Below are 18,041 nucleotides of genomic sequence, written 5' to 3' on the forward strand. Positions count from 1 at the left end.
ACGACGTGCATTTATGTTAAGTGCATGACATGAATATGACAACGGCCTATTCTGGGATTCGCCCGTTCTTTTCCGAAAGTTGCTCGCTTGAACGTAGACCCGCCGCGACCGGTCAGCCTGACCGACATTGAATATGCCGTGCTGCGTCACATCCGCCTGCATCCGGGGAAAAGCCGGACGGAGATTGCCGCCGCACTTGGCCTGTCGAAATCGATGCTGACCAAGGCCGTTGCCAATTTCGACCGTTTCAAGCTGGTCCGTGAGGAGCGGGCCACGCTCGACGATGGCGAGCGCGGCCAGCCGCCGCTCCGGCTGTCGCTCAACGACGACGCCTTTCACAGCATCGGCCTCTATATCAGGCAGGGGCATTATGCCGTGACCCGCTCCGACCTCAGCGGCAATATCCGCGAGCGCGTGGCGCGACAGGCCGATGCGGTGATCGAGCCGATCCTCGACGATATCGCCCGGCTGATTGCGACGTCGCCGTCACCGATCCTCGGTGTCGGGCATGCGGTTCCTGCCATTGTCGGCGAGGACGGTACGCTGTTCGAGGTGACGCCGACACAGGCCGCTTTGCCGCTGTCGGAGCTTGCCGAAACGATAGGCTCCCGCTTCCGGCTTCCCGTCTATTGGGACAACGGCGCCTATTGCGTCGCGGCTTTCGAGGCGCACCGGCCGCGGACGGATCATCGCTGCCTCTTCTATATCACGCTCGATTTCGGCGTCGGCGGCGGGCTTTTTGCTAGGGATAGGGTCTTTCGCGGCGCCTATAACCAGGCGGCGAATATCGGCGCGCTAATCCCCGAAACCGGCGACCGGCCGAGCCTTCCCGACCTCGCCCGGCATCTCGGTTGTTCGCTCGAGCGGCTTTCGGATGATTTTCTGACGAGCCTGTTCCGGGAAGGGGATAGACGCCTGCTCGACTGGATCGACGATCGCGGCGAAAGGCTGTCCAAGCCGCTCGCGACCGTAGTGCAGCTCTTCAATCCCGATGCGATCGTCGTCGGCGGTTTTTTTCCGCGCGAGATATTGGAGCAGCTTTGCGCCCGCGTCGATCTCGGCGCTCTCGACGTGCCCGGCCGGCGGCCGCTGATCCGGCCGACGGTGTCGGTGACGCAGTTGTTCGGTCCTGCCGGACTTGCCGAGGCCGCCTCGCTGCTGCCGATCGCCGCCGAGCTGCTCGGCCAGCATTCGCCGACCGCCAACGCCCATCGCTCGCGATAAGGCAGTTCAATCGATGCGGGGGCGTTCCGATTTCGGCGTCGCCAGTCCATGCTTGGCGAGTTCCAGCGTTAGGATGCGGGTTTCGAGCAGGTTGAAGATGCGCAAAACAGCTTCGATCGCGTCGAAGGGCTTCGTCAGAAAGTCCTTGGCGCCGAGAGAGAGCGCACGCCTGCGCGTCGGCAAGGTCGCATCGGCGGTCAGCACCAGGATCGGCAGGTAGCTGTTATCGGGAATGAGCCTTGCGAAGGTTTCCAAGAGGGCGAAGCCGTCGAGATCGGGCATCATCAGGTCGAGAAGAACGAGATCGACCGGATGTTCGCGGAAGAGCCGCAAGGCCTCGCGCGGCTCGGTGGTGCTGATCAGCGCCGTGAAGCCTTCGCGCTTGAGAATGCGCTCCAGCAGCGAAACATTGGCGGGCTCGTCGTCGACGATCAGGATCGTCGAGCCTCGCACGGTGTCGGTGGGATCTGTCATGGACCAAACTTTGTCGAAAGCGATGCCAGACTAATATCAAGCGGCGCGGCCAAATCAAAGATGATGCCTTGCGGCATCGCTGCCGACAAACCAGAGCAAAGCCCCGACGTCATCCTCGGCCTTGTGCCGAGGATCTGCGCCTGTCAAATTAAGTATCTGAAAATAAATGGTTTCCTGTCAATAAGCTACCGTGGTCAGATACTCGGCACAAGGCCGAGCATGACGGAGAACTGGGGACGCCGTTAGTGCATGGCGACGTCTTGCGCCTCGACGTCCCGTATCGCCGCAGGCGCACGCGGCAGTTCGACATAAAAGGTAGCGCCGCCTTCCCGGGCGCTGAAGCCGAGGGTTCCGCCCATGGCGTCGATCAGATGTTTGGAGAGCGCCAGCCCAAGGCCGGTTCCCTCCTGGCTGATCCGTTCGGCGCCCAGTCGGTCGAATGGCGTGAACAGCCTGGCGACGCGGTCGGCCGGGATGCCGGGGCCGGTATCGCTGACCTCGATGCGAACCCGTCCCCCGTCGATCGCGCGGTGGCTGACGGTCACGCTTCCCAAAGGGCGATTATATTTCACCGCATTGGAAAGGAGGTTGAGGAACACCTGCAAGAGACGCCGCCGGTCGGCCATGACGTCAAGATCCGGCTCAGCCTCGATGACCTCGATCCGGATCTGCTGTTTGCCGCAGAGCGGTCTTGCCAGCGACACGGCTTCATCGATCACTTCGGCAACAGGCTGGGATTCTATGGCAAGATCCATGCGGCCGGCCTCGATTCTCGCCATATCGAGAACTTCGTCGATCAGGCTGAGCAGATGCCGGCCGGCCCTCAAGATCTGTGCGACGCTCTCCTTCGACTCGGCGTCGGTCACATCCATTTCCAGAAGCTGGGCGAAACCGAGAACGGCGTTTAGCGGTGTGCGCAGCTCGTGGCTCATGCGCGACAGGAACTCGCTCTTGGCGTTGCTGGCGCGGATCGCATCCTCGCGGGCGGCAAGCAGTGCCTCCTCGAATTGCTTGCGCTCGGTAATATCGCGGGTGATCTTGGAAAAGCCGCGTAGCCGGCCCGATTCATCTTGGAGGGCGGTGACGACGACATGCGACCAGAACCGCGAGCCGTCTTTGCGCAGGCGCCAGCCTTCCGCCTCGGTGCGCCCGTGAAGGGCCGCTTTGGCAAGCTCCTCCGCCGGAAATGTCTCCCTGGTTTGGGCGGGATAGAAGCGGGAAAAATGCTGGCCGATGATCTCCTCGGCGCCATAGCCGGTGATCCGCTCGGCACCGGCATTCCAGCTTACCACCCCCCCGTCGGCATCGAGCCCGAAGATGCCGTAGTCGCTGACGCCCTCGACCAGTTGCCGGAAGCGTTCCTCGCTCTCGGTGAGATCGGCTTCGCGTCTTTTCAAGAGGACGCTCGCATCTTCGAGCGCCTGTTCGAGACTGCCGAGCTCATCGCGGAAGGGATCGGCCACCCTCACGACCTCGCCCTGCGACAGGCGGTGCGCCTGGGCTTTCAGCGCGTGTACGCGGCGCACGATGCTTGCCGAAAACAGGAAAACCGCGACGAGCGCGCCGGCAAAACCGAGGAAACCGGCGGCGATCATCAGGCTGCGGGACAGGGTGCGAACCCGGTCGGCGGCTTGCGTCCTGGCATGAAGGAGATCGGCCTCACGCCGGTTCATCGCGTCGATCTCCTGTCTCAGCACGTCGAGGACCTGTTTGCCCTCGATCAGCTTGGCCGCAAGATCCTCTCGCCCGCCGGCGCGCAGGATGTCGGCCTGTTTCAGGAGCTGGAGACGGTCGACTTTCGCGTCGACCAGGGCGCGGATGCGGTCGAGGCGGCTCTTCTGCTCCTCATCCCGCAATCGCCGGCCGACTTCATCGAGCACCACGGGCAGCCTGTCCTCGGCCCGGTTGAAGGGATCGAGAAAATCGGTTCTGCCGGTCAGGAGATAACCCCGCATCGCCGTCGCGGCCTCGGCGATCAAGGCATGGATCTCCTGAATGCCCGACTGGATCTCCAGCGTCACCCGCACCTGATCTTCGGCGATCCGGCTCTGCCGGTCGGCGACGAAGACCGAGGCGAGAGCGGCAAGCAGCAGCGCCAGCGGCACCGTGACGATGACGATGCCCTTCGCCCGCAGCGGAAAATCGGCGAAGCGCAGCGCCCGCCGGTCCGCAGCCCCGGTAACTGTCCCTGTCATGGCTGTTCTTCCCTGGATGTTGCGACGAGCCCGCCGCGCACGGCCATCACCGCCGCCTGGGTCCTGTCGCCGGCGCCGAGTTTGCCGATGATGCGCTCGACATGGATCTTTACGGTGCCGGGCGAGATTTTCAGCGCCCGGCCGATCTCCTTATTGGTCAAGCCCTCGGCCACCTTCACCAGCACCTCGCGCTCGCGCACCGTTAGTGTCTCCAGGGTACTGCTGTTGGTTTGCGGCTTGGTGGCGGCACGCCGCAGCAGTCTTGCGACCAGCGGGCCGTCGAAGAAGGCGTCACCCGAGAGGACACGCCGGATCGTCCGCAGAATATCGTCCCGGCTGGCGTCCTTCAGCAGATAGCCGGTGGCGCCGGCATCGATCGCGGCTTCCAGATAGTCGAGGCTGTCATGCATGGTGATGATCATGACGCGTGTGCCGGGCGACACGCGCCGGATCTCCCGCGTGGCCGCCAGGCCATCCATGCGCGGCATGCGGATGTCGAGCAGTGCCAGATCCGGCTTGTGGGCCGCGCAGGCCTCGACCGCTTCCATGCCGTCGCGCGCTTCAAGGGCGACATGGAAATCGTCCTGGCCGCCGATCATGGCGATCAGGCCGGCGCGAGCGATGTCATGATCGTCGGCAACGAGAATGGATGCGGTCATCCCAATATCGTCTCCTGCGGAAGGGGCGCGAAGGCGCGGACACAGGTGCCTCCCGAAGCTCCGTTGCCGATCTCGATGCGGCCGCCGAGCAGTGCCAGCCGCTCGCGCATGCCTGGGATGCCGAGCCGCGCTCCCCGCTCCTGATTCTGAGACTGGCGCGCCTCGCCGATGCCTTTGCCATCGTCGATCACTTCGAGATGGGCTTGGCCGGCGCTGTCTTCGAAAAGGCGCACGACGAGCCGGCGCGCCTCGGCATGCTTGATCACATTGGTGATCGCCTCCTGTGCGACGCGGTAGAAGATGATCCCGGTCGATGCCGGCCAGCGATCAGCGCAGGCATCGAGATCGGCGATCACCTCCATGCCGTCGATTGCATCGAGGCGGGTGCGCAGCGCCGCCGCCACGCCGAGATCGTCGAGCTCGGGCGGACGAAGATCGGCGATAGCGGCACGAAGATCGGCGACGGAACGGCGGGCGAGTGCTGCGAGCTGGTCGATCTCCGGTTTCAGGGCATGCGCCTCGCCGATACGGGCGGCGAGATCCTGCAGGCGATAGCTGAGGCCGGCCGCGAGCTGCGCCGAGCCGTCATGCAGATCGAGCGCCACCCGCTGCCGCTCCTGCTCCTGCGCCTGGATCAGTTGTCCGACCAGGGCTGCAAGTTCGCTGCGCTGCCGCTCCAGGTTGCCGAGCAGCGCCTGCTTTTCCGCCGCCTGCCGCTCGAGACTACAGGCATCGGCCAATTGACCCGCCACCACTTCCAAAGTCTGTCGGTCGTCGGCACCGACAGTGCGTCCTCTCGACGGCCCGATGAGCGTGAGGCACAGACCCGAGCCGTCTTCCGAGGCAAACAGGATGCCGTCGTTTTCCGTCTGTTTGCCGATGGTCAGCCGCACCGGCGTTGCTCCATCCAGGGACGGGAAGACGAGTTCGGCCCGGGAGGCGCCGGCAAAATCGGAAAGCCGGGAAAGCACCTCGGGAGCGGCCGTTTCGAAGACCTGCGCATCGAGCAGGTTTCGTGCCTCGATGATGAAGCGCAGCCGCGCCGCGCGCGCTTCCGCCGCCCGATAAAGCGCCCGCATCTCCGCGACATCGGGCGAATGGGCGGTATCCGAATTATGCTCCAGACCCAACGGGACTGCTCCTCAAATGAATGACGCGGGCACGATAGTCATTCCGGCGCGAATGTCATCTATGCCGTTCGGCAGATCGGATCGAAGCCACCCGGCAGATGGGGCGGCCGCACCGGCCGGCTTAGATATTGGTCATGCGGTCGACCGATGCGATGTCCGCCGGAACCGCGATAAAGGAAGTCAAACATGCGTATGATCATTGCCGCCGCCCTCGTCCTCGGTGTCGTTCAGGTCCAGTCGGCCATGGCTGCCGGCGAAACGGCAACCTGCGCCCCGGTGAGCGACGAGCAGGTCGCCAAGCTCTTCGACCGCTGGAACGGCTCGCTTGCGACGCTGAGCCCACAGGAGGTTGCCAAGAACTACAGCGAGGACTCCGTGCTGCTAGCCACCCTCTCGAACAAACCTCGCCTGACCCAGGAAGAGCGGATCGATTATTTCAAGCACTTCCTCGCCAACGAGCCCAAGGGCCAGATCGACAGCCGCGACATCAAGACCGGCTGCAACTGGGCCGTCGACACCGGCACCTACACCTTCACCATGAAGGACGGCTCCAAGGTTCCCGCCCGTTACACTTATACCTATGAGTTCAAGGACGGGAACTGGCTGATCACCTCGCACCACTCGTCGATGATGCCGGAGAAAGCAGCGGCTCACTGATAGCTGCGGTCCGGCAGGAAGACCCCGTGTCAACCCCACACGGGGTCTTCTGCTGTTGAGGCGCCAGAGGAGCGACGGCGACTGATGATCCCGATCTGAGGCAGAGAGTGGCTGGACGCCAACCTCACACTCCTCATTCCTGTGGCCTCGAGCGAAGCCTGAGGCCACAGGGATGAGGGAGGAGAGGTAATGCCCGCTCTTCAACCATCAGGCGCGTCGAGGATCGGAAGCTCCTGCGGTCGTAGCCGCTCGGCATTGGAATAAAAAGCCCGGGCGCAGCCGAAACGGCGCCCGGGCAAAATGCGATTTTATCAGACGAGGTCGAAGCGGTCGGCGTTCATGACCTTGTTCCAGGCGGCGACGAAGTCCTTGACGAACTTCTGCTTGGCGTCGGCCTGGCCGTAGACTTCGGCGAAGGCGCGCAGCTGTGAGTGCGAGCCGAAGATCAGGTCGACGCGGGTGCCGGTCCATTTGGCAGCACCCGTCTTGCGGTCGCGGCCTTCATAGACGCCGTCCTTGCCGGCCGCCGGAACCCACTGCGTTGCCATGTCGAGCAGGTTGACGAAGAAGTCGTTCGTCAGCGTCCCGGGACGCGAGGTGAAGACGCCATGTTCCGGCTGTCCGGCCTCCAGTACGCGCAGGCCGCCGACGAGAACGGTCATTTCCGGCCCGGTCAGCGTCAGCAGCTGGGCGCGGTCGACGAGTGCTTCTTCCGGCTTCATGAACTGATGGCGCTTGCCGTTCACATAGTTGCGGAAGCCGTCGATACGCGGCTCGAGTGCTGCGAAGGAATGTGCGTCCGTCTGAGCTGCGGAAGCGTCCGCACGGCCCGGCGTGAAGGGCACGCTGACGGCGTTGCCGCCCGATGCCGCGGCCTTTTCGACGCCGGCAGCGCCGGCAAGCACGATCAGGTCGGCGAGCGAGATCTTCTTGCCCCCGGTCTGGGCGGCGTTGAAGTCCTTCTGGATGCCTTCGAGAACGCTAAGCACCTTGGCGAGTTGGGCCGGCTGGTTGGCGTCCCAATCCTTCTGCGGGGCGAGACGGATGCGCGCGCCATTGGCGCCGCCGCGCTTGTCGGAGCCGCGGAAGGTCGAGGCCGACGCCCAGGCGGTCGAGACCAGTTCCTGCACGGAAAGGCCGGTTGCCAGCACCTTCGCCTTGAGATCGGCGATGTCCTTGTCGTCGACGAGGGGATGGTCGACGGCCGGGATCACGTCCTGCCAGATCAGGTCTTCGGCGGGAACCTCGGGTCCGAGGTAGCGCACCTTCGGGCCCATGTCGCGGTGGGTCAGCTTGAACCAGGCGCGGGCGAAGGCGTCGGCGAACTCAGCGGGATTTTCGAGGAAACGGCGCGAGATCTTCTCGTAGATCGGATCGAAACGCAGCGCCAGGTCGCTCGTCAGCATGGTCGGCAGATGCTTCTTGCCGGCGTCGAAGGCATCCGGAATGGAGGCTTCGGCGTTCTTGGCCTGCCACTGCTTGGCGCCGGCCGGGCTCGTCGTCAGCTCCCATTCGAAGGCGAAGAGGTTTTCGAAGAAGTAGTTGCTCCACTTGGTCGGCGTCTGCGACCAGGTGACTTCGAGGCCGGCGGTGATGGCATCCTTGCCGACGCCGGTGCCGAAGGAACTCTTCCAGCCGAGGCCCTGGTCCTCGATCGCGCCGCCTTCCGGCTCGGCGCCGATCAGGGACGGATCGCCGGCGCCGTGCGTCTTGCCGAAGGTGTGGCCGCCGGCGATCAGCGCCACAGTCTCTTCGTCGTTCATCGCCATGCGGGCGAAGGTTTCGCGGATGTCGCGGGCCGAAGACAGCGGATCGGAATTGCCGTTCGGGCCTTCCGGGTTGACGTAGATGAGGCCCATCTGCACGGCGCCGAGCGGCTCGGCGAGCTGGCGTTCGCCGCTGTAGCGCTCGTCGCCGAGCCAGGTGCCTTCGGGACCCCAGTAAAGTTCTTCCGGCTCCCAGACGTCGGCGCGGCCGCCGGCGAAACCGAAGGTCTTGAAGCCCATGGATTCAAGCGCGACGTTGCCGGTGAGGATCATGAGGTCGGCCCAGGAGATGCTGTTGCCGTATTTCTGCTTGATCGGCCACAGCAGGCGGCGGGCCTTGTCGAGATTGGCATTGTCAGGCCAGCTGTTCAGCGGCGCGAAACGCTGCTGACCCTGGCCGGCGCCGCCGCGGCCGTCGGTGATGCGGTATGTGCCGGCGCTGTGCCAGGCCATGCGGATGAACAGGCCGCCGTAATGGCCGAAGTCGGCCGGCCACCAATCCTGCGAGTCGGTCATCAGCGCATGAAGATCCTGCTTCAGCGCGTCGAGATCGAGCTTCTTGAACTCTTCGGCATAGTCGAACTCCTGGCCGAGCGGATCGGCGCGGCCGGCATTGTGATGAAGAATCTGCACGTTCAACTGATGAGGCCACCAGTCGCGGTTCGCCCGGGCGGTCGGAGCCTTGTGATGGGCAACAGGACATTTGCCTGCGCTGTCAGTGGGATTGTCCATGATCGTCTCCTTCATTGCTTGATCTGTCTGCCGTTCAAAAAGATGAGCCGAGCCGGCGCCCTACTCTCTCCCTGCAGTCTTCATATCGGAAGCGTTCAATAATTTTAAGTTGGATTTACTGATTGCTGCGATAAGCTGAACTTATGAAGAATCTTACCCTGAAACAGCTACGTTATTTTGAAGCCCTGGCAAGAGACGGCCGTTTTCGCCGCGCCGCCGATGCCTGCGCCATCTCCCAGCCGGCGCTCTCCATGCAGATCAAAGAACTCGAGCAGGAATTGGGCAGCGAGCTCTTCGAGCGCAGTGCGCGCGAGGTGAAGCTTACCCCCTTCGGCCAGACCTTTGCACTCAGGGTCCGCGACATCCTGCGGGCCGTCGACGAACTGGGCGAATTTGCCCGCGCCTCGCGCGACAGTTTCCTCACGCGGCTGCGTATCGGCATCATCCCGACCATCGCGCCCTATCTGCTGCCGGCTATTATAAACGATCTCAACAAAAGCTTCGCCGGGATTCAGATCGAGGTGCGCGAGACGCAGACGGGCAAGCTGGTTCATGAACTGGCGCAGGGCCAGCTCGACATGGCGATCGTCGCGCTGCCGGTATCGGAACCATCTCTCACCGAACTCGAGCTTTTCCGGGAAGAATTCGTGCTGGTCCGGCGGCAGGAGGATGGAGACAAGCCGGTGCCCGAGCGCGAGGCGCTGCGTGAAATGCGGCTGCTGCTGCTCGAAGAGGGCCACTGCTTCCGCGACCAGGCACTGTCCTTCTGCAAGGTCGGGCCCGCCCGTCCGCGGGAAATCATGGAAGGCAGCTCGCTCTCCACCCTCGTCCAGATGGTCGGCGCCGGCATCGGCGTGACACTGATCCCGGAAATGGCCGTTCCCGTCGAAACGCGCTCGGCCCAAGTCTCGATCTCCCGCTTCCCCTCCCCGCAGCCGTCGCGAACGATCGGCATGGTCTGGCGCAATTCGACGCCGATGGCCAAGCAGTTGCAGGAGGTCGCCGAGGCGGTGCGCCGCTCGGCCGAGACGATGCGGGAGCAGCATGCGGGTGGGTGATTGAGGATGGTTCTCAGGTTGGCCTGATGGGCAAACAACTACTGCGTCAGCCGCAAAGTATCCCCACGGATGGCCGCCGCGATCGTCTCGTAGACTGTCTTGATGGTGGCAGGCGAGGCGGTGAAGAAATGGGCGGTGTTGGTGGCGCAGTTGCGGATGTTCACCACGTCGGCATCGGCGCTATAGGAAAGCGTATAGATTTCGATGCCGCTTTTCTTCATCGCGCTACAAGCGGCCTGCATCGCGGAGGTGGCGACCTGGTTGCAGGCCGACGATTGGTTTTGAGAACAGATCCAGTCGAACTTGTCGTTCGGGTCGTATTTCGTGTTCATTTCCCCATCGGTCATGAACACCATGACTTTCTGTACGGAATCGGAAGCGGGGGCAGGCGAGGACTTGTCGCCCCAGACGCCCTGCCATTTCGGTGACAATGTGTACCATCCCGCGACCACGCCGGCGTCCAGCCGGGTGGAGCCTTCTGATGTCAGGCTCTTCACGGCATTTTTCAGATAGGCGAAGTCACCGGTGAGCGGCGTGACCGGCGGCGGACAGAAGCTCGTTCCCGATTTGGGATTGGAGTCCATGGCGACGAAGGCAGATGTGGCCGGTGGCGCATCGCTCATGCCGTACGCGCCGATCGCGCCGGTGTCCTTGACCTCGACATCGGCGCGCGGCTCGATGCAGCCCATCCAGTAATAATTCTTCGAGGTAGACATGACGGGCGTGATGCCATCGATCCAATAACCGAGCTTGTAGCTGGAGGACGTATAAACGGATTTCGGATCGGTCCAGCGCTTAGGGACCGCGGCGGCTCCACTATATGACTTGAGCCAGGCCGTATTCGCCATGCCGATATTGACGCGGCTCGAAAACGGCACGATCGAGATTTTGGTTTTGTCGACCAGCGACGCGTTGGACGAAAAGGCCTGCAGAAAGCCGGCAACCGCGGTTTGCATCGGGGCAAAGCGGTTCTCCTCGATCATCGAACTGGACACGTCGAGAACCAGCGCGATCTCCAATTGCTTCACCCCCGGCAAGGCTGCACAGGATCTGACGCTGATCGGCACGGACTGGATATTGGCCACCTGCATGAAGGTCGTGGGGACGGCGTCGCCCACGTCGAGGCACAGCTCCGCTTCATCGCTCGATACTTCGGGTTTGCCGATCACGGCGGTCTTGAGGGTCCCATTCGCCGAGAGGAAGGCGTTTACCGTGCCGGAAATGCTCGCCTCCGGCATCCCGTGCTTATATTTCGCTGCGGCCGCGAGCACCGCAGAATCGGCGGCCGACTGCAAATCTACCCGGTTGTTGTAAGCCCTGATGAAATCGATGGAGGCGCCGACCGCGAGAAGCAGAGGTACGGCGACCAGAATAACGATGATTGCGACGGCTCCGTCCCGATTGTCGATCAGGCGGGAAAGCAAAGATAAACGGCGTGTCATGGCATCGGCTCGAAATTGGTTTCGAGGCAGCGCTATGGCGGCAACCTTAACGACAGGAAAATGCGCAGCCGCCCGCGCACGGCGGGGCGAATTTTCCGACGCGAATCGTATAGTCGGCTCTATTTTTGGATAAGGATTGCGACGGCCTCAGGAGCGCCGCTTGAACGTATGCTCCGCAGCCGGAAACTTTCGCGATCGCACCTCGTCGGCATAGGCGGAGGCGGCCGCGGCGATCCTCTTGCCAAGTTCGTCGTAGCGCTTGACGAAACGCGGGGTGAAATCGTTGAAGAGCCCGAGGATATCGTCGGAAACCAGAACCTGGCCGTCGCAGGCGGAAGACGCGCCGATACCGATGCTGGGTATGTGGATGGCCGAAGTCACCTCCCGGGCGAGCGGTTCAACCGTGCCTTCGATGACGACGGCAAAGGCGCCCGAGCCGCCGATCGCATGCGCGTCACGCCGGATCTTCGATGTCTCGTGTTCGGAATGGCCGACGGAGCGATAGCCGCCCGCGGTTTGGACCTGCTGTGGCATCAGGCCGATGTGCCCCATGACCGGGATGCCCCGCTTCGTCAGAAAGGCGATGGTCTCGGCCATCTCCTCGCCGCCTTCCAGCTTGACGGCGTCGCAGCCGGTTTCCTGCAGGATGCGCACGGCATTGCGGAAAGCGATCTCCTTCGATTCCTGATAGCTGCCGAACGGCATGTCGACGACGACGCAGGCTTTGGCGACGCCGCGCATCACCGCCTTGCCATGGGCGATCATCATGTCGAGCGTGACGCCGATGGTGGTCTCCATGCCGTAGAGCACCATGCCGAGCGAATCCCCGACCAGCAGGAGATCGCAATGCTCATCGAGCAGGCGCGCCATCGGCGTCGTATAGGCGGTCAGGCAGACGATCGGTTTGCCGCCCTTCATCGCTGAGATGCGGGTCGGCGTCAGGCGCTTCTGCAATCCGGTGGCGCTCATTTCGTCCCTCCCTTTCCCGGCTGGCCCTGTCCAGGTCGGCCCTTTTCCGGCTGGCCCCTCCCGCCGATAATCCCGGCAATCCGGTTGTTGCGGACGACCCGGTTGTCGAGAAGCCGCGTCGAGCCGAAGCGCACGAAAAGCGCCACGACGACAGGCTCTTCGATCGAGCCGACCGGCTCAAGCGTCGAAGCATCCCTGACGGCGACGACCTCGGGCTTTGCCAGCGGCTCGCGACCGAGAAAGGTCGTGAGCTTCGCTTCCAATTCCTTGGCGTCCGTCAGGCCGTCGGCAACCAGGCGCTCGGCCTCGTCGAGGGTCTGCGGGACGATTGCTGCGGCACGCCGCTCCTCGGGGCTGAGATAGACATTGCGCGACGACAATGCCAGGCCATCGGCATCCCGGACGGTCGGCACCGATATTACCCGCACTGGTATGGCGAGATCCTCCACCATGCGCTTGATGATGACCACCTGCTGGTAGTCCTTCTCCCCGAAATAGGCGATCTGCGGCTGCACGATGTTGAACAGCTTGGAGACGACGGTGGCAACGCCGGCAAAATGCCCGGGCCTGACCGCGCCTTCGAGTTCGCGGCCGAGATCGGGAACATCGACCACGGTCTGCATCGGGCGCGGATACATGTCTTCGACGCCGGGGGCGAACAGGAAATTGACGCCGGCCTGCTTGAGCATGGCTGCATCGCGTTCGAGATCGCGCGGATATTTGCTCAGGTCTTCGGCCGGGCCGAACTGCAGCGGATTGACGAAAATCGACACGACGACGAGGTCGTTCTCGGCCCGGGCGCGCGTTACGAGCTCCATATGTCCGGCATGGAGATAACCCATCGTCGGCACCAGGCCGACGGTACGCCCCTGGCGCTTCAGCGCATCGAGCGTGTGGCGCAGCTCGTCAATGCTCGAGAAAACCCGCATATATCCTCCCCGTGGCCGGTTACTCACCTTGGGCGCGGATATGAAGTGTAATCGATGCTGGAGGTCAATGCATATTCGACGATAAAAACGATTAGATGGATGGCAAGGCCGATGGGGCCTGCCTATATCTGCGCGGAAATGGCGGCTTGCGGCGGGGCCGGCAATGTGCGAACTGCGCCGCTATTGGCCCTGTCCGTCAAGATACCATCACAGTCGGTCGCTATGGAGAATGCATGGACAAACCCTGGAAGATCAGCCGCGGCCCGATCGCGGCAGCCGAGCTCGACGTGGAGAAGGCAAACGCGATCAACACGCTGTTGATCCGGCCGATCGGCGTGCTTCCCGCCAAGCCGGGAGATCCTGTCCTCCCCTTTGCCGTCGGCCTCTTCAACGAGATGCGTCCGCTGCTGAAGCCCGACGCGGGCGTGACGACGCTGCGGCGCGCCACGGCTGCCTATGTTCATTGCCGGCGCTATTATTTCGCCAGCGCCCAGCCCGATTCCATGCGCTACGGCCTTGACGGCGAACCGGTGGAACCGCTGTCGTCAGAAGATCGGCTGGTCGCGCAAAAACGCTTCCTCAGCCTCAAGCAGAATGCCGGCAGGGCCGAGGCGCCCGAGCAGCCAGTCCCGCCTCCCCCTCCCCTTCTGAGCAAGAACGAACAGATTCGCGCCGCGCTCCTTAATAGGAAGAGTTCGTCGGCCAGAGTGGGGTGAGATAAGCGCGTCGCCCTTCCATCGTCCGCGACGTCGATCGGAATAGTAACCTGCCATTGTATTTCGCGGCGACTAATATCTTCACTGCAACCGCAGCCAGCAAAACTTTCACGCTGCCCTCAAGTATATTTTGCTTTACATAGCATTAATGCAATTGCGCTAAATTTAGCATCAGCCAGAAACTTCCTCCGGACTTGCTAGAACGATGCGTTTCCTGATTGCTGCTTCCCTATTCGCATTGGCCGCAGTCCAGCCCGGCGCGGCCGCCGATCTTTCCGCCTACAAACGGCCGCTGACCGTGCCTTTCGAGGGGGTGACGGCCTATTCCCCTCAGTTGGCGACGCTCGGCAAGATGCTGTTCTTCGATCCCCGGCTTTCCGGCAACAAGAACATGACCTGCGCCAGCTGTCATAACCCGTCCTTCGGTTTCGAGACGCCTGTCAAGACGCCGATCGGCGCGGCCAATACCGCACTCGGGCGCCAGGCGCCGACGGTTCTGAACGTCGCCTGGATATCGCCCTTCTTCTGGGATGGCCGTGCGCCGAACCTGGAGGAGCAGGCGGCAGGTCCGATCACGGCTTCGGCCGAAATGAACGGCAAGCTCGATACCGCCGTCACCGAAATGCAGGACATACCCGACTACAAAAAGTGGTTCGGCGAGGTCTTCCCGGACAAGGGCATCACCAAGGAGACGCTGCTGACGGCGATTGCCACCTATGAGCGGACGGTGGTTTCCAACTGGTCGCCCTTCGACCGCTGGGTGGATGGTGACGAGAAGGCGGTTTCGGACAGCGCCAAGCGCGGCTTCGAGCTGTTTACCGGCACGGCCGGCTGTTCCGCCTGCCATACGGGTTGGAACTTCACCGACAACAAATTCCATGACATCGGCCTGCCGGGTGACGATATCGGCCGCTACAAGATCGATGCGAGCAGCCCGAACAATAAATATGCTTTCAAGACGCCCGGCCTGCGCAACACGCTTTACCGTGGCCCCTATATGCATGACGGCAGCCTGAAGAGCATGGACGAGGTGATCGTCCATTATGAGGGCGGCGGCGTCAGCCGTCCGTCGCTCGATCCTGCCATGTCGCCTTTCCTGCTGACGGATGAGGAGAGCAAGGATCTGATCGCCTTTCTCGGAACCCTGACCGCCGAGAAGCAGGACATCCCCCTTCCGACGCTGCCGAACTGAGGTGCAGGCGATGACACTTTCCATACGCATGCAGATTCTCGTGCCCATGGTGGCGACGATCGTCGTCGGCTTCGGCAGCGCATTCCTGATCGGTTACCAGGCGGTCACTGGCCAGACCCGGGTCGCCGCGGTGGTGCAGGAGGCGGTGAACGCCAAGCTCGCCTCCGCTCATATCGAACAGCAGTTCAGGCAGGCGACATCGGTCGTCGACCGGGTGCTGTCGATGACGAATTTCGTGTCGGCGGCCGAGATCAAGACCGAGTTCGACGAGAGCAACGGCGCGCTGACGCAATCGCTCGACGAGCTCGGCGGCATCGATCTCGCGATGTCACTGACCGAGGGCGTACGGTCGCTACGCCAGGCGCATGATGTCTGGGAAAAGGACGTGAGGGTCAGCCTCGGCCTGCAGCCGGCCGATGAAGTGCCGACAGCCGAGAAGCTGGCGCGCTCACAGCAGGCGATCCTGACCGGAATTGCGGCGGTCAACGCCATCGTCGATAAGATTTCCACAGAGAGTGTGGCCGACGCCGGCAGCGCGCTGGAGACGAAGATTGAAATCGAGCTGGCCTTGGCGGGCCTCGCTGCCATTATCGGCCTCGGCATTCTGATCGCCATCGCCCGGCATGTGTCGCGCCCGATCCAGCGCATCACCCAATCGATGCAGGAGCTTGCGAACGGAGAGACTGACAAGGCGATCCCCTATGCCGGCCGCCGCGACGAGATCGGCCTGATGGCAGGCTCGGTGGAAGTCTTCCGCCAGAACGCGATTGCCCGCATCCGGCTCGAAGGCGAAGCCGAGGAAAACCGGCGGCTGGCGGAAGCAAACCGGCTGGTCGATCAGGAGCAGGCGGAACGCAGCGCGGCCGAGCGACTGACGGTCGCCACGTCGGGGCTGGCGGCCGGGCTGAAGCGGCTCGCCGAGGGCGATCTCGCCTTCAAGCTCTCCGACCGGTTCGCGCCGGAGTTCGAACCGCTGAGGCAGGATTTCAACGCCTCCGTCGAGCAGCTCGGCGGTACGCTGCTTTCCGTTTCCGAAAGCGTGTCGATCATCAATTCCGGCACCCGGGAAATCAGCAACGGCTCCAACGAACTCTCCGGCCGCACCGAGCGGCAGGCGGCGACGCTTGAACAGACCGCTGCGGCGCTGAACGCCGTCACCGCCAAGGTCACCGAAGCCTTCGAGATTGCCGAAGAGGCCCGCGGTGTCGCCGACGACGCCAATCGCAGCGCGCTCGCCTCCGGCAAGGTGGTGGCCCAGACGGTCGAGGCCATGGGCCAGATTGAGGAATCCTCCAGGCAGATCAACAATATCATCGCCGTCATCGACCAGATCGCCTTCCAGACCAACCTGCTGGCGCTGAATGCCGGCGTCGAGGCAGCGCGCGCCGGCGAGGCCGGCAAGGGTTTTGCCGTCGTCGCCCAGGAAGTGCGCGAACTTGCACAGCGCTCGGCCCAGGCTGCCAAGGAGATCAAGGAACTGATCGGGCGGGCATCCACCAAGGTCGCCGGCGGCGTCGAGCTGGTCAACCAGACGGGGGCCGCCCTCGGCGACATCGGCCGCTTCATCGTCGATATCAACCAGCGTATGGACGCGCTGGCGGCCTCGGCGCGCGAACAGGCGACCAGCCTGTCGGAAGTCAATTCGGCCATGCACCAGCTCGACCAGGTGACCCAGCAGAACGCCGCGATGGTTGAGGAAACAACCGCCGCCAGCGTCACGCTCGCCGGCGAGGCCGAGCGCCTGCGCGAACTGGTCACCCAGTTCGAGCTAGGCAGGGCCGAGCCCGGCGTACGAAACTTTCGCGACGCGGCCTGAGCGAAGGATTGGTGGTGGAAGCCACTCTCGAACCTTGGGATAGACGTCGTTCAGGGCCTGTCAGCGGGGCTTGTTTCCGAGCTGATAGCCGTCGACGTCCTCACTCAGAGATGCCAACCGATCCAGCGCCAAGCTCCGCTTGGCGTCTCTGGCTGCCTTGAATGCCGCAACATCCGTTGCTCTCAAGCGGCGATGACTGCCAACCAATTCCGCCGGGAGTTCCCCCGCGTCGACCAATCGAACCAGGTACTGCCTCGAAACATTGAGAATGTCCGCCGCAGCCTGCGTTGACAGCATCTCTTCCTCGGGCAGCACCGCCACAGAGCGCCCCTCCGCGAGAAGCTCAGCCGCCTGATGCATGATCTCAGCTAATGCATGGGGCACTTCCAGGCGCTCGCCGTCGGCGACCTGAACGCTCACATGCCGGTTGCTGGACGTCGCCTCTAGAAAAAGCGATGCGATGCGGGTAGCAGCCGATCTCTCCGGTGCTGGAACGGCATTCGAGGTTCGGGTAGGATTTTTATCCTGCGATGTGCGATGCGATATGGCCATGAAGATAATATGATGCGCAAACGCTATAAACGCAACCGGATTCGGAAATTTCGCGTGGGTGCCTATGTCCGTCGCCGTTCTTGATGCCAATGTTCTATTTCCCATGCTGCTGCGGGATACTCTGCTGCGCGTGGCGTCGGAAGGTTGTTTTGGAGCTCGCTGGTCCGCACGCATTCTGGATGAAATGACCCGTAACCTGGTCAGCGATTACGGCATGGAGGCGTCCAGAGCAGAAGCGTTGCGAAGTGTTATGGAAGAGGCATTTCCTGAAGCGAATGCGGAAGGCTGGGAAGAGATCGAGCCGGCCATGCGAAATGATCCGAAGGATCGACATGTCGTCGCCGCGGCGGTTGCCGCAGAAGCTATGATTATCGTGACCTCAAACATCCGCGATTTCGGTAATCTTCCCGACGGCATCGTTGCCTTGACCCTGATGAATTCCTCACCGAAACCCTTGCGAGAAACGAGACGAAGGTGCTGAGGGCGCTGACGATACAAGCCGCCGCCTATCGACGACCAACGTTGACCGT

At 62.9% G+C, this 18,041-nt stretch carries 16 protein-coding genes; 7 read left to right on the top strand and 9 right to left on the bottom strand.

Features of this window, described 5'->3' with window-relative positions; translation table 11 throughout:
* The first annotated feature begins 87 nt into the window (after positions 1 to 87).
* Positions 88 to 1,224 (top strand): ROK family transcriptional regulator, encoded by a 1,137-nt coding sequence (locus tag GGD57_RS11300; protein WP_184469707.1) that lies wholly within the window; start codon positions 88 to 90, stop codon positions 1,222 to 1,224.
* A gap of 6 nt (positions 1,225 to 1,230) precedes the next feature.
* On the opposite strand, the gene GGD57_RS11305 is transcribed toward GGD57_RS11300, so the two are convergent.
* The 4 genes from GGD57_RS11305 to GGD57_RS11320 form a co-directional block, all read right to left on the bottom strand.
* Complete coding sequence (locus GGD57_RS11305) at positions 1,231 to 1,698, bottom strand: response regulator (RefSeq protein WP_184469709.1); 468 nt, start codon at positions 1,696 to 1,698, stop codon at positions 1,231 to 1,233.
* A 242-nt stretch (positions 1,699 to 1,940) separates the two neighbouring features.
* Positions 1,941 to 3,893, bottom strand: coding sequence for a sensor histidine kinase (locus GGD57_RS11310; protein ID WP_184469711.1), 1,953 nt, complete (start codon positions 3,891 to 3,893; stop codon positions 1,941 to 1,943).
* Positions 3,890 to 4,552: a response regulator gene (locus GGD57_RS11315; protein ID WP_184469713.1), complete on the bottom strand. Its 663-nt coding sequence runs from the start codon at positions 4,550 to 4,552 to the stop codon at positions 3,890 to 3,892. The genes GGD57_RS11310 and GGD57_RS11315 overlap by 4 nt, the downstream gene beginning before the upstream one ends.
* A complete protein-coding gene (locus tag GGD57_RS11320) occupies positions 4,549 to 5,682 on the bottom strand; it encodes a sensor histidine kinase (RefSeq protein WP_246713599.1) in 1,134 nt (377 codons plus the stop codon). Before GGD57_RS11320 ends, GGD57_RS11315 begins: the two co-directional genes overlap by 4 nt.
* A gap of 186 nt (positions 5,683 to 5,868) precedes the next feature.
* Between GGD57_RS11320 and GGD57_RS11325 the strand changes: the two genes are divergently transcribed.
* On the top strand, positions 5,869 to 6,339 hold the full coding sequence (locus GGD57_RS11325; RefSeq protein ID WP_184469714.1) for an SgcJ/EcaC family oxidoreductase: 471 nt from the start codon (positions 5,869 to 5,871) through the stop codon (positions 6,337 to 6,339).
* Positions 6,340 to 6,650: 311 nt separating this feature from the next.
* On the opposite strand, the gene katG is transcribed toward GGD57_RS11325, so the two are convergent.
* Entirely contained in the window at positions 6,651 to 8,837 is a 2,187-nt protein-coding gene (gene katG, locus GGD57_RS11330; protein WP_184469715.1) for a catalase/peroxidase HPI, read from the bottom strand.
* A 143-nt stretch (positions 8,838 to 8,980) separates the two neighbouring features.
* Here katG and GGD57_RS11335 point away from each other — a divergent pair, with 143 nt between their 5' ends.
* Positions 8,981 to 9,895, top strand: coding sequence for a hydrogen peroxide-inducible genes activator (locus tag GGD57_RS11335; protein ID WP_085740158.1), 915 nt, complete (start codon positions 8,981 to 8,983; stop codon positions 9,893 to 9,895).
* Between the two features lie 38 nt (positions 9,896 to 9,933).
* Here GGD57_RS11335 and GGD57_RS11340 read toward each other — a convergent pair whose 3' ends face one another.
* The 3 genes from GGD57_RS11340 to panC all read right to left on the bottom strand — a co-directional run bounded on the left by GGD57_RS11340 (position 9,934) and on the right by panC (position 13,235).
* A complete protein-coding gene (locus GGD57_RS11340; RefSeq protein WP_184469716.1) occupies positions 9,934 to 11,337 on the bottom strand; it encodes a VWA domain-containing protein in 1,404 nt (467 codons plus the stop codon).
* Positions 11,338 to 11,484: 147 nt separating this feature from the next.
* The gene (gene panB / locus GGD57_RS11345; protein ID WP_184469717.1) at positions 11,485 to 12,306 is read right to left on the bottom strand and encodes a 3-methyl-2-oxobutanoate hydroxymethyltransferase; all 822 of its coding nucleotides are present in this window, start codon (positions 12,304 to 12,306) and stop codon (positions 11,485 to 11,487) included.
* Positions 12,303 to 13,235: a pantoate--beta-alanine ligase gene (gene panC / locus GGD57_RS11350; RefSeq protein ID WP_184469718.1), complete on the bottom strand. Its 933-nt coding sequence runs from the start codon at positions 13,233 to 13,235 to the stop codon at positions 12,303 to 12,305. Before panC ends, panB begins: the two co-directional genes overlap by 4 nt.
* A gap of 233 nt (positions 13,236 to 13,468) precedes the next feature.
* On the opposite strand from panC, the gene GGD57_RS11355 reads away from it, so the two are divergent.
* From GGD57_RS11355 to GGD57_RS11365, 3 genes are all read left to right on the top strand, one after another.
* On the top strand, positions 13,469 to 13,951 hold the full coding sequence (locus GGD57_RS11355) for a ProQ/FINO family protein (RefSeq protein ID WP_184469719.1): 483 nt from the start codon (positions 13,469 to 13,471) through the stop codon (positions 13,949 to 13,951).
* Positions 13,952 to 14,156: 205 nt separating this feature from the next.
* On the top strand, positions 14,157 to 15,143 hold the full coding sequence (locus GGD57_RS11360; protein WP_184469721.1) for a cytochrome-c peroxidase: 987 nt from the start codon (positions 14,157 to 14,159) through the stop codon (positions 15,141 to 15,143).
* Positions 15,144 to 15,153: 10 nt separating this feature from the next.
* A complete protein-coding gene (locus GGD57_RS11365; RefSeq protein ID WP_184469723.1) occupies positions 15,154 to 16,959 on the top strand; it encodes a methyl-accepting chemotaxis protein in 1,806 nt (601 codons plus the stop codon).
* A 60-nt stretch (positions 16,960 to 17,019) separates the two neighbouring features.
* Here GGD57_RS11365 and GGD57_RS11370 read toward each other — a convergent pair whose 3' ends face one another.
* A complete protein-coding gene (locus GGD57_RS11370) occupies positions 17,020 to 17,601 on the bottom strand; it encodes an excisionase family DNA-binding protein (protein WP_246713600.1) in 582 nt (193 codons plus the stop codon).
* Between GGD57_RS11370 and GGD57_RS11375 the strand changes: the two genes are divergently transcribed.
* Positions 17,576 to 17,992, top strand: a complete 417-nt coding sequence (locus tag GGD57_RS11375) for a PIN domain-containing protein (RefSeq protein WP_246713601.1) — start codon at positions 17,576 to 17,578, stop codon at positions 17,990 to 17,992. The genes GGD57_RS11370 and GGD57_RS11375 overlap by 26 nt on opposite strands.
* Positions 17,993 to 18,041: the final 49 nt, after the last annotated feature.

Origin of the sequence: Rhizobium esperanzae (assembly GCF_014197615.1) — a bacterium.
GTDB classification, from domain to species: domain Bacteria; phylum Pseudomonadota; class Alphaproteobacteria; order Rhizobiales; family Rhizobiaceae; genus Rhizobium; species Rhizobium esperanzae_A.

Bases quoted from the DNA above. Each gene is read 5' to 3' on its own strand.
- panB (WP_184469717.1), bottom strand. From the start codon at position 12,306: ATGAGCGCCACCGGATTGCAGAAGCGCCTGACGCCGACCCGCATCTCA.
- GGD57_RS11325 (WP_184469714.1), top strand. From the start codon at position 5,869: ATGCGTATGATCATTGCCGCCGCCCTCGTCCTCGGTGTCGTTCAGGTC.
- GGD57_RS11375 (WP_246713601.1), top strand. From the start codon at position 17,576: ATGTCCGTCGCCGTTCTTGATGCCAATGTTCTATTTCCCATGCTGCTG.
- GGD57_RS11360 (WP_184469721.1), top strand. From the start codon at position 14,157: ATGCGTTTCCTGATTGCTGCTTCCCTATTCGCATTGGCCGCAGTCCAG.
- GGD57_RS11310 (WP_184469711.1), bottom strand. From the start codon at position 3,893: ATGACAGGGACAGTTACCGGGGCTGCGGACCGGCGGGCGCTGCGCTTC.
- GGD57_RS11335 (WP_085740158.1), top strand. From the start codon at position 8,981: ATGAAGAATCTTACCCTGAAACAGCTACGTTATTTTGAAGCCCTGGCA.
- GGD57_RS11340 (WP_184469716.1), bottom strand. From the start codon at position 11,337: ATGACACGCCGTTTATCTTTGCTTTCCCGCCTGATCGACAATCGGGAC.
- GGD57_RS11315 (WP_184469713.1), bottom strand. From the start codon at position 4,552: ATGACCGCATCCATTCTCGTTGCCGACGATCATGACATCGCTCGCGCC.
- GGD57_RS11355 (WP_184469719.1), top strand. From the start codon at position 13,469: ATGGACAAACCCTGGAAGATCAGCCGCGGCCCGATCGCGGCAGCCGAG.
- panC (WP_184469718.1), bottom strand. From the start codon at position 13,235: ATGCGGGTTTTCTCGAGCATTGACGAGCTGCGCCACACGCTCGATGCG.
- katG (WP_184469715.1), bottom strand. From the start codon at position 8,837: ATGGACAATCCCACTGACAGCGCAGGCAAATGTCCTGTTGCCCATCAC.
- GGD57_RS11365 (WP_184469723.1), top strand. From the start codon at position 15,154: ATGACACTTTCCATACGCATGCAGATTCTCGTGCCCATGGTGGCGACG.
- GGD57_RS11305 (WP_184469709.1), bottom strand. From the start codon at position 1,698: ATGACAGATCCCACCGACACCGTGCGAGGCTCGACGATCCTGATCGTC.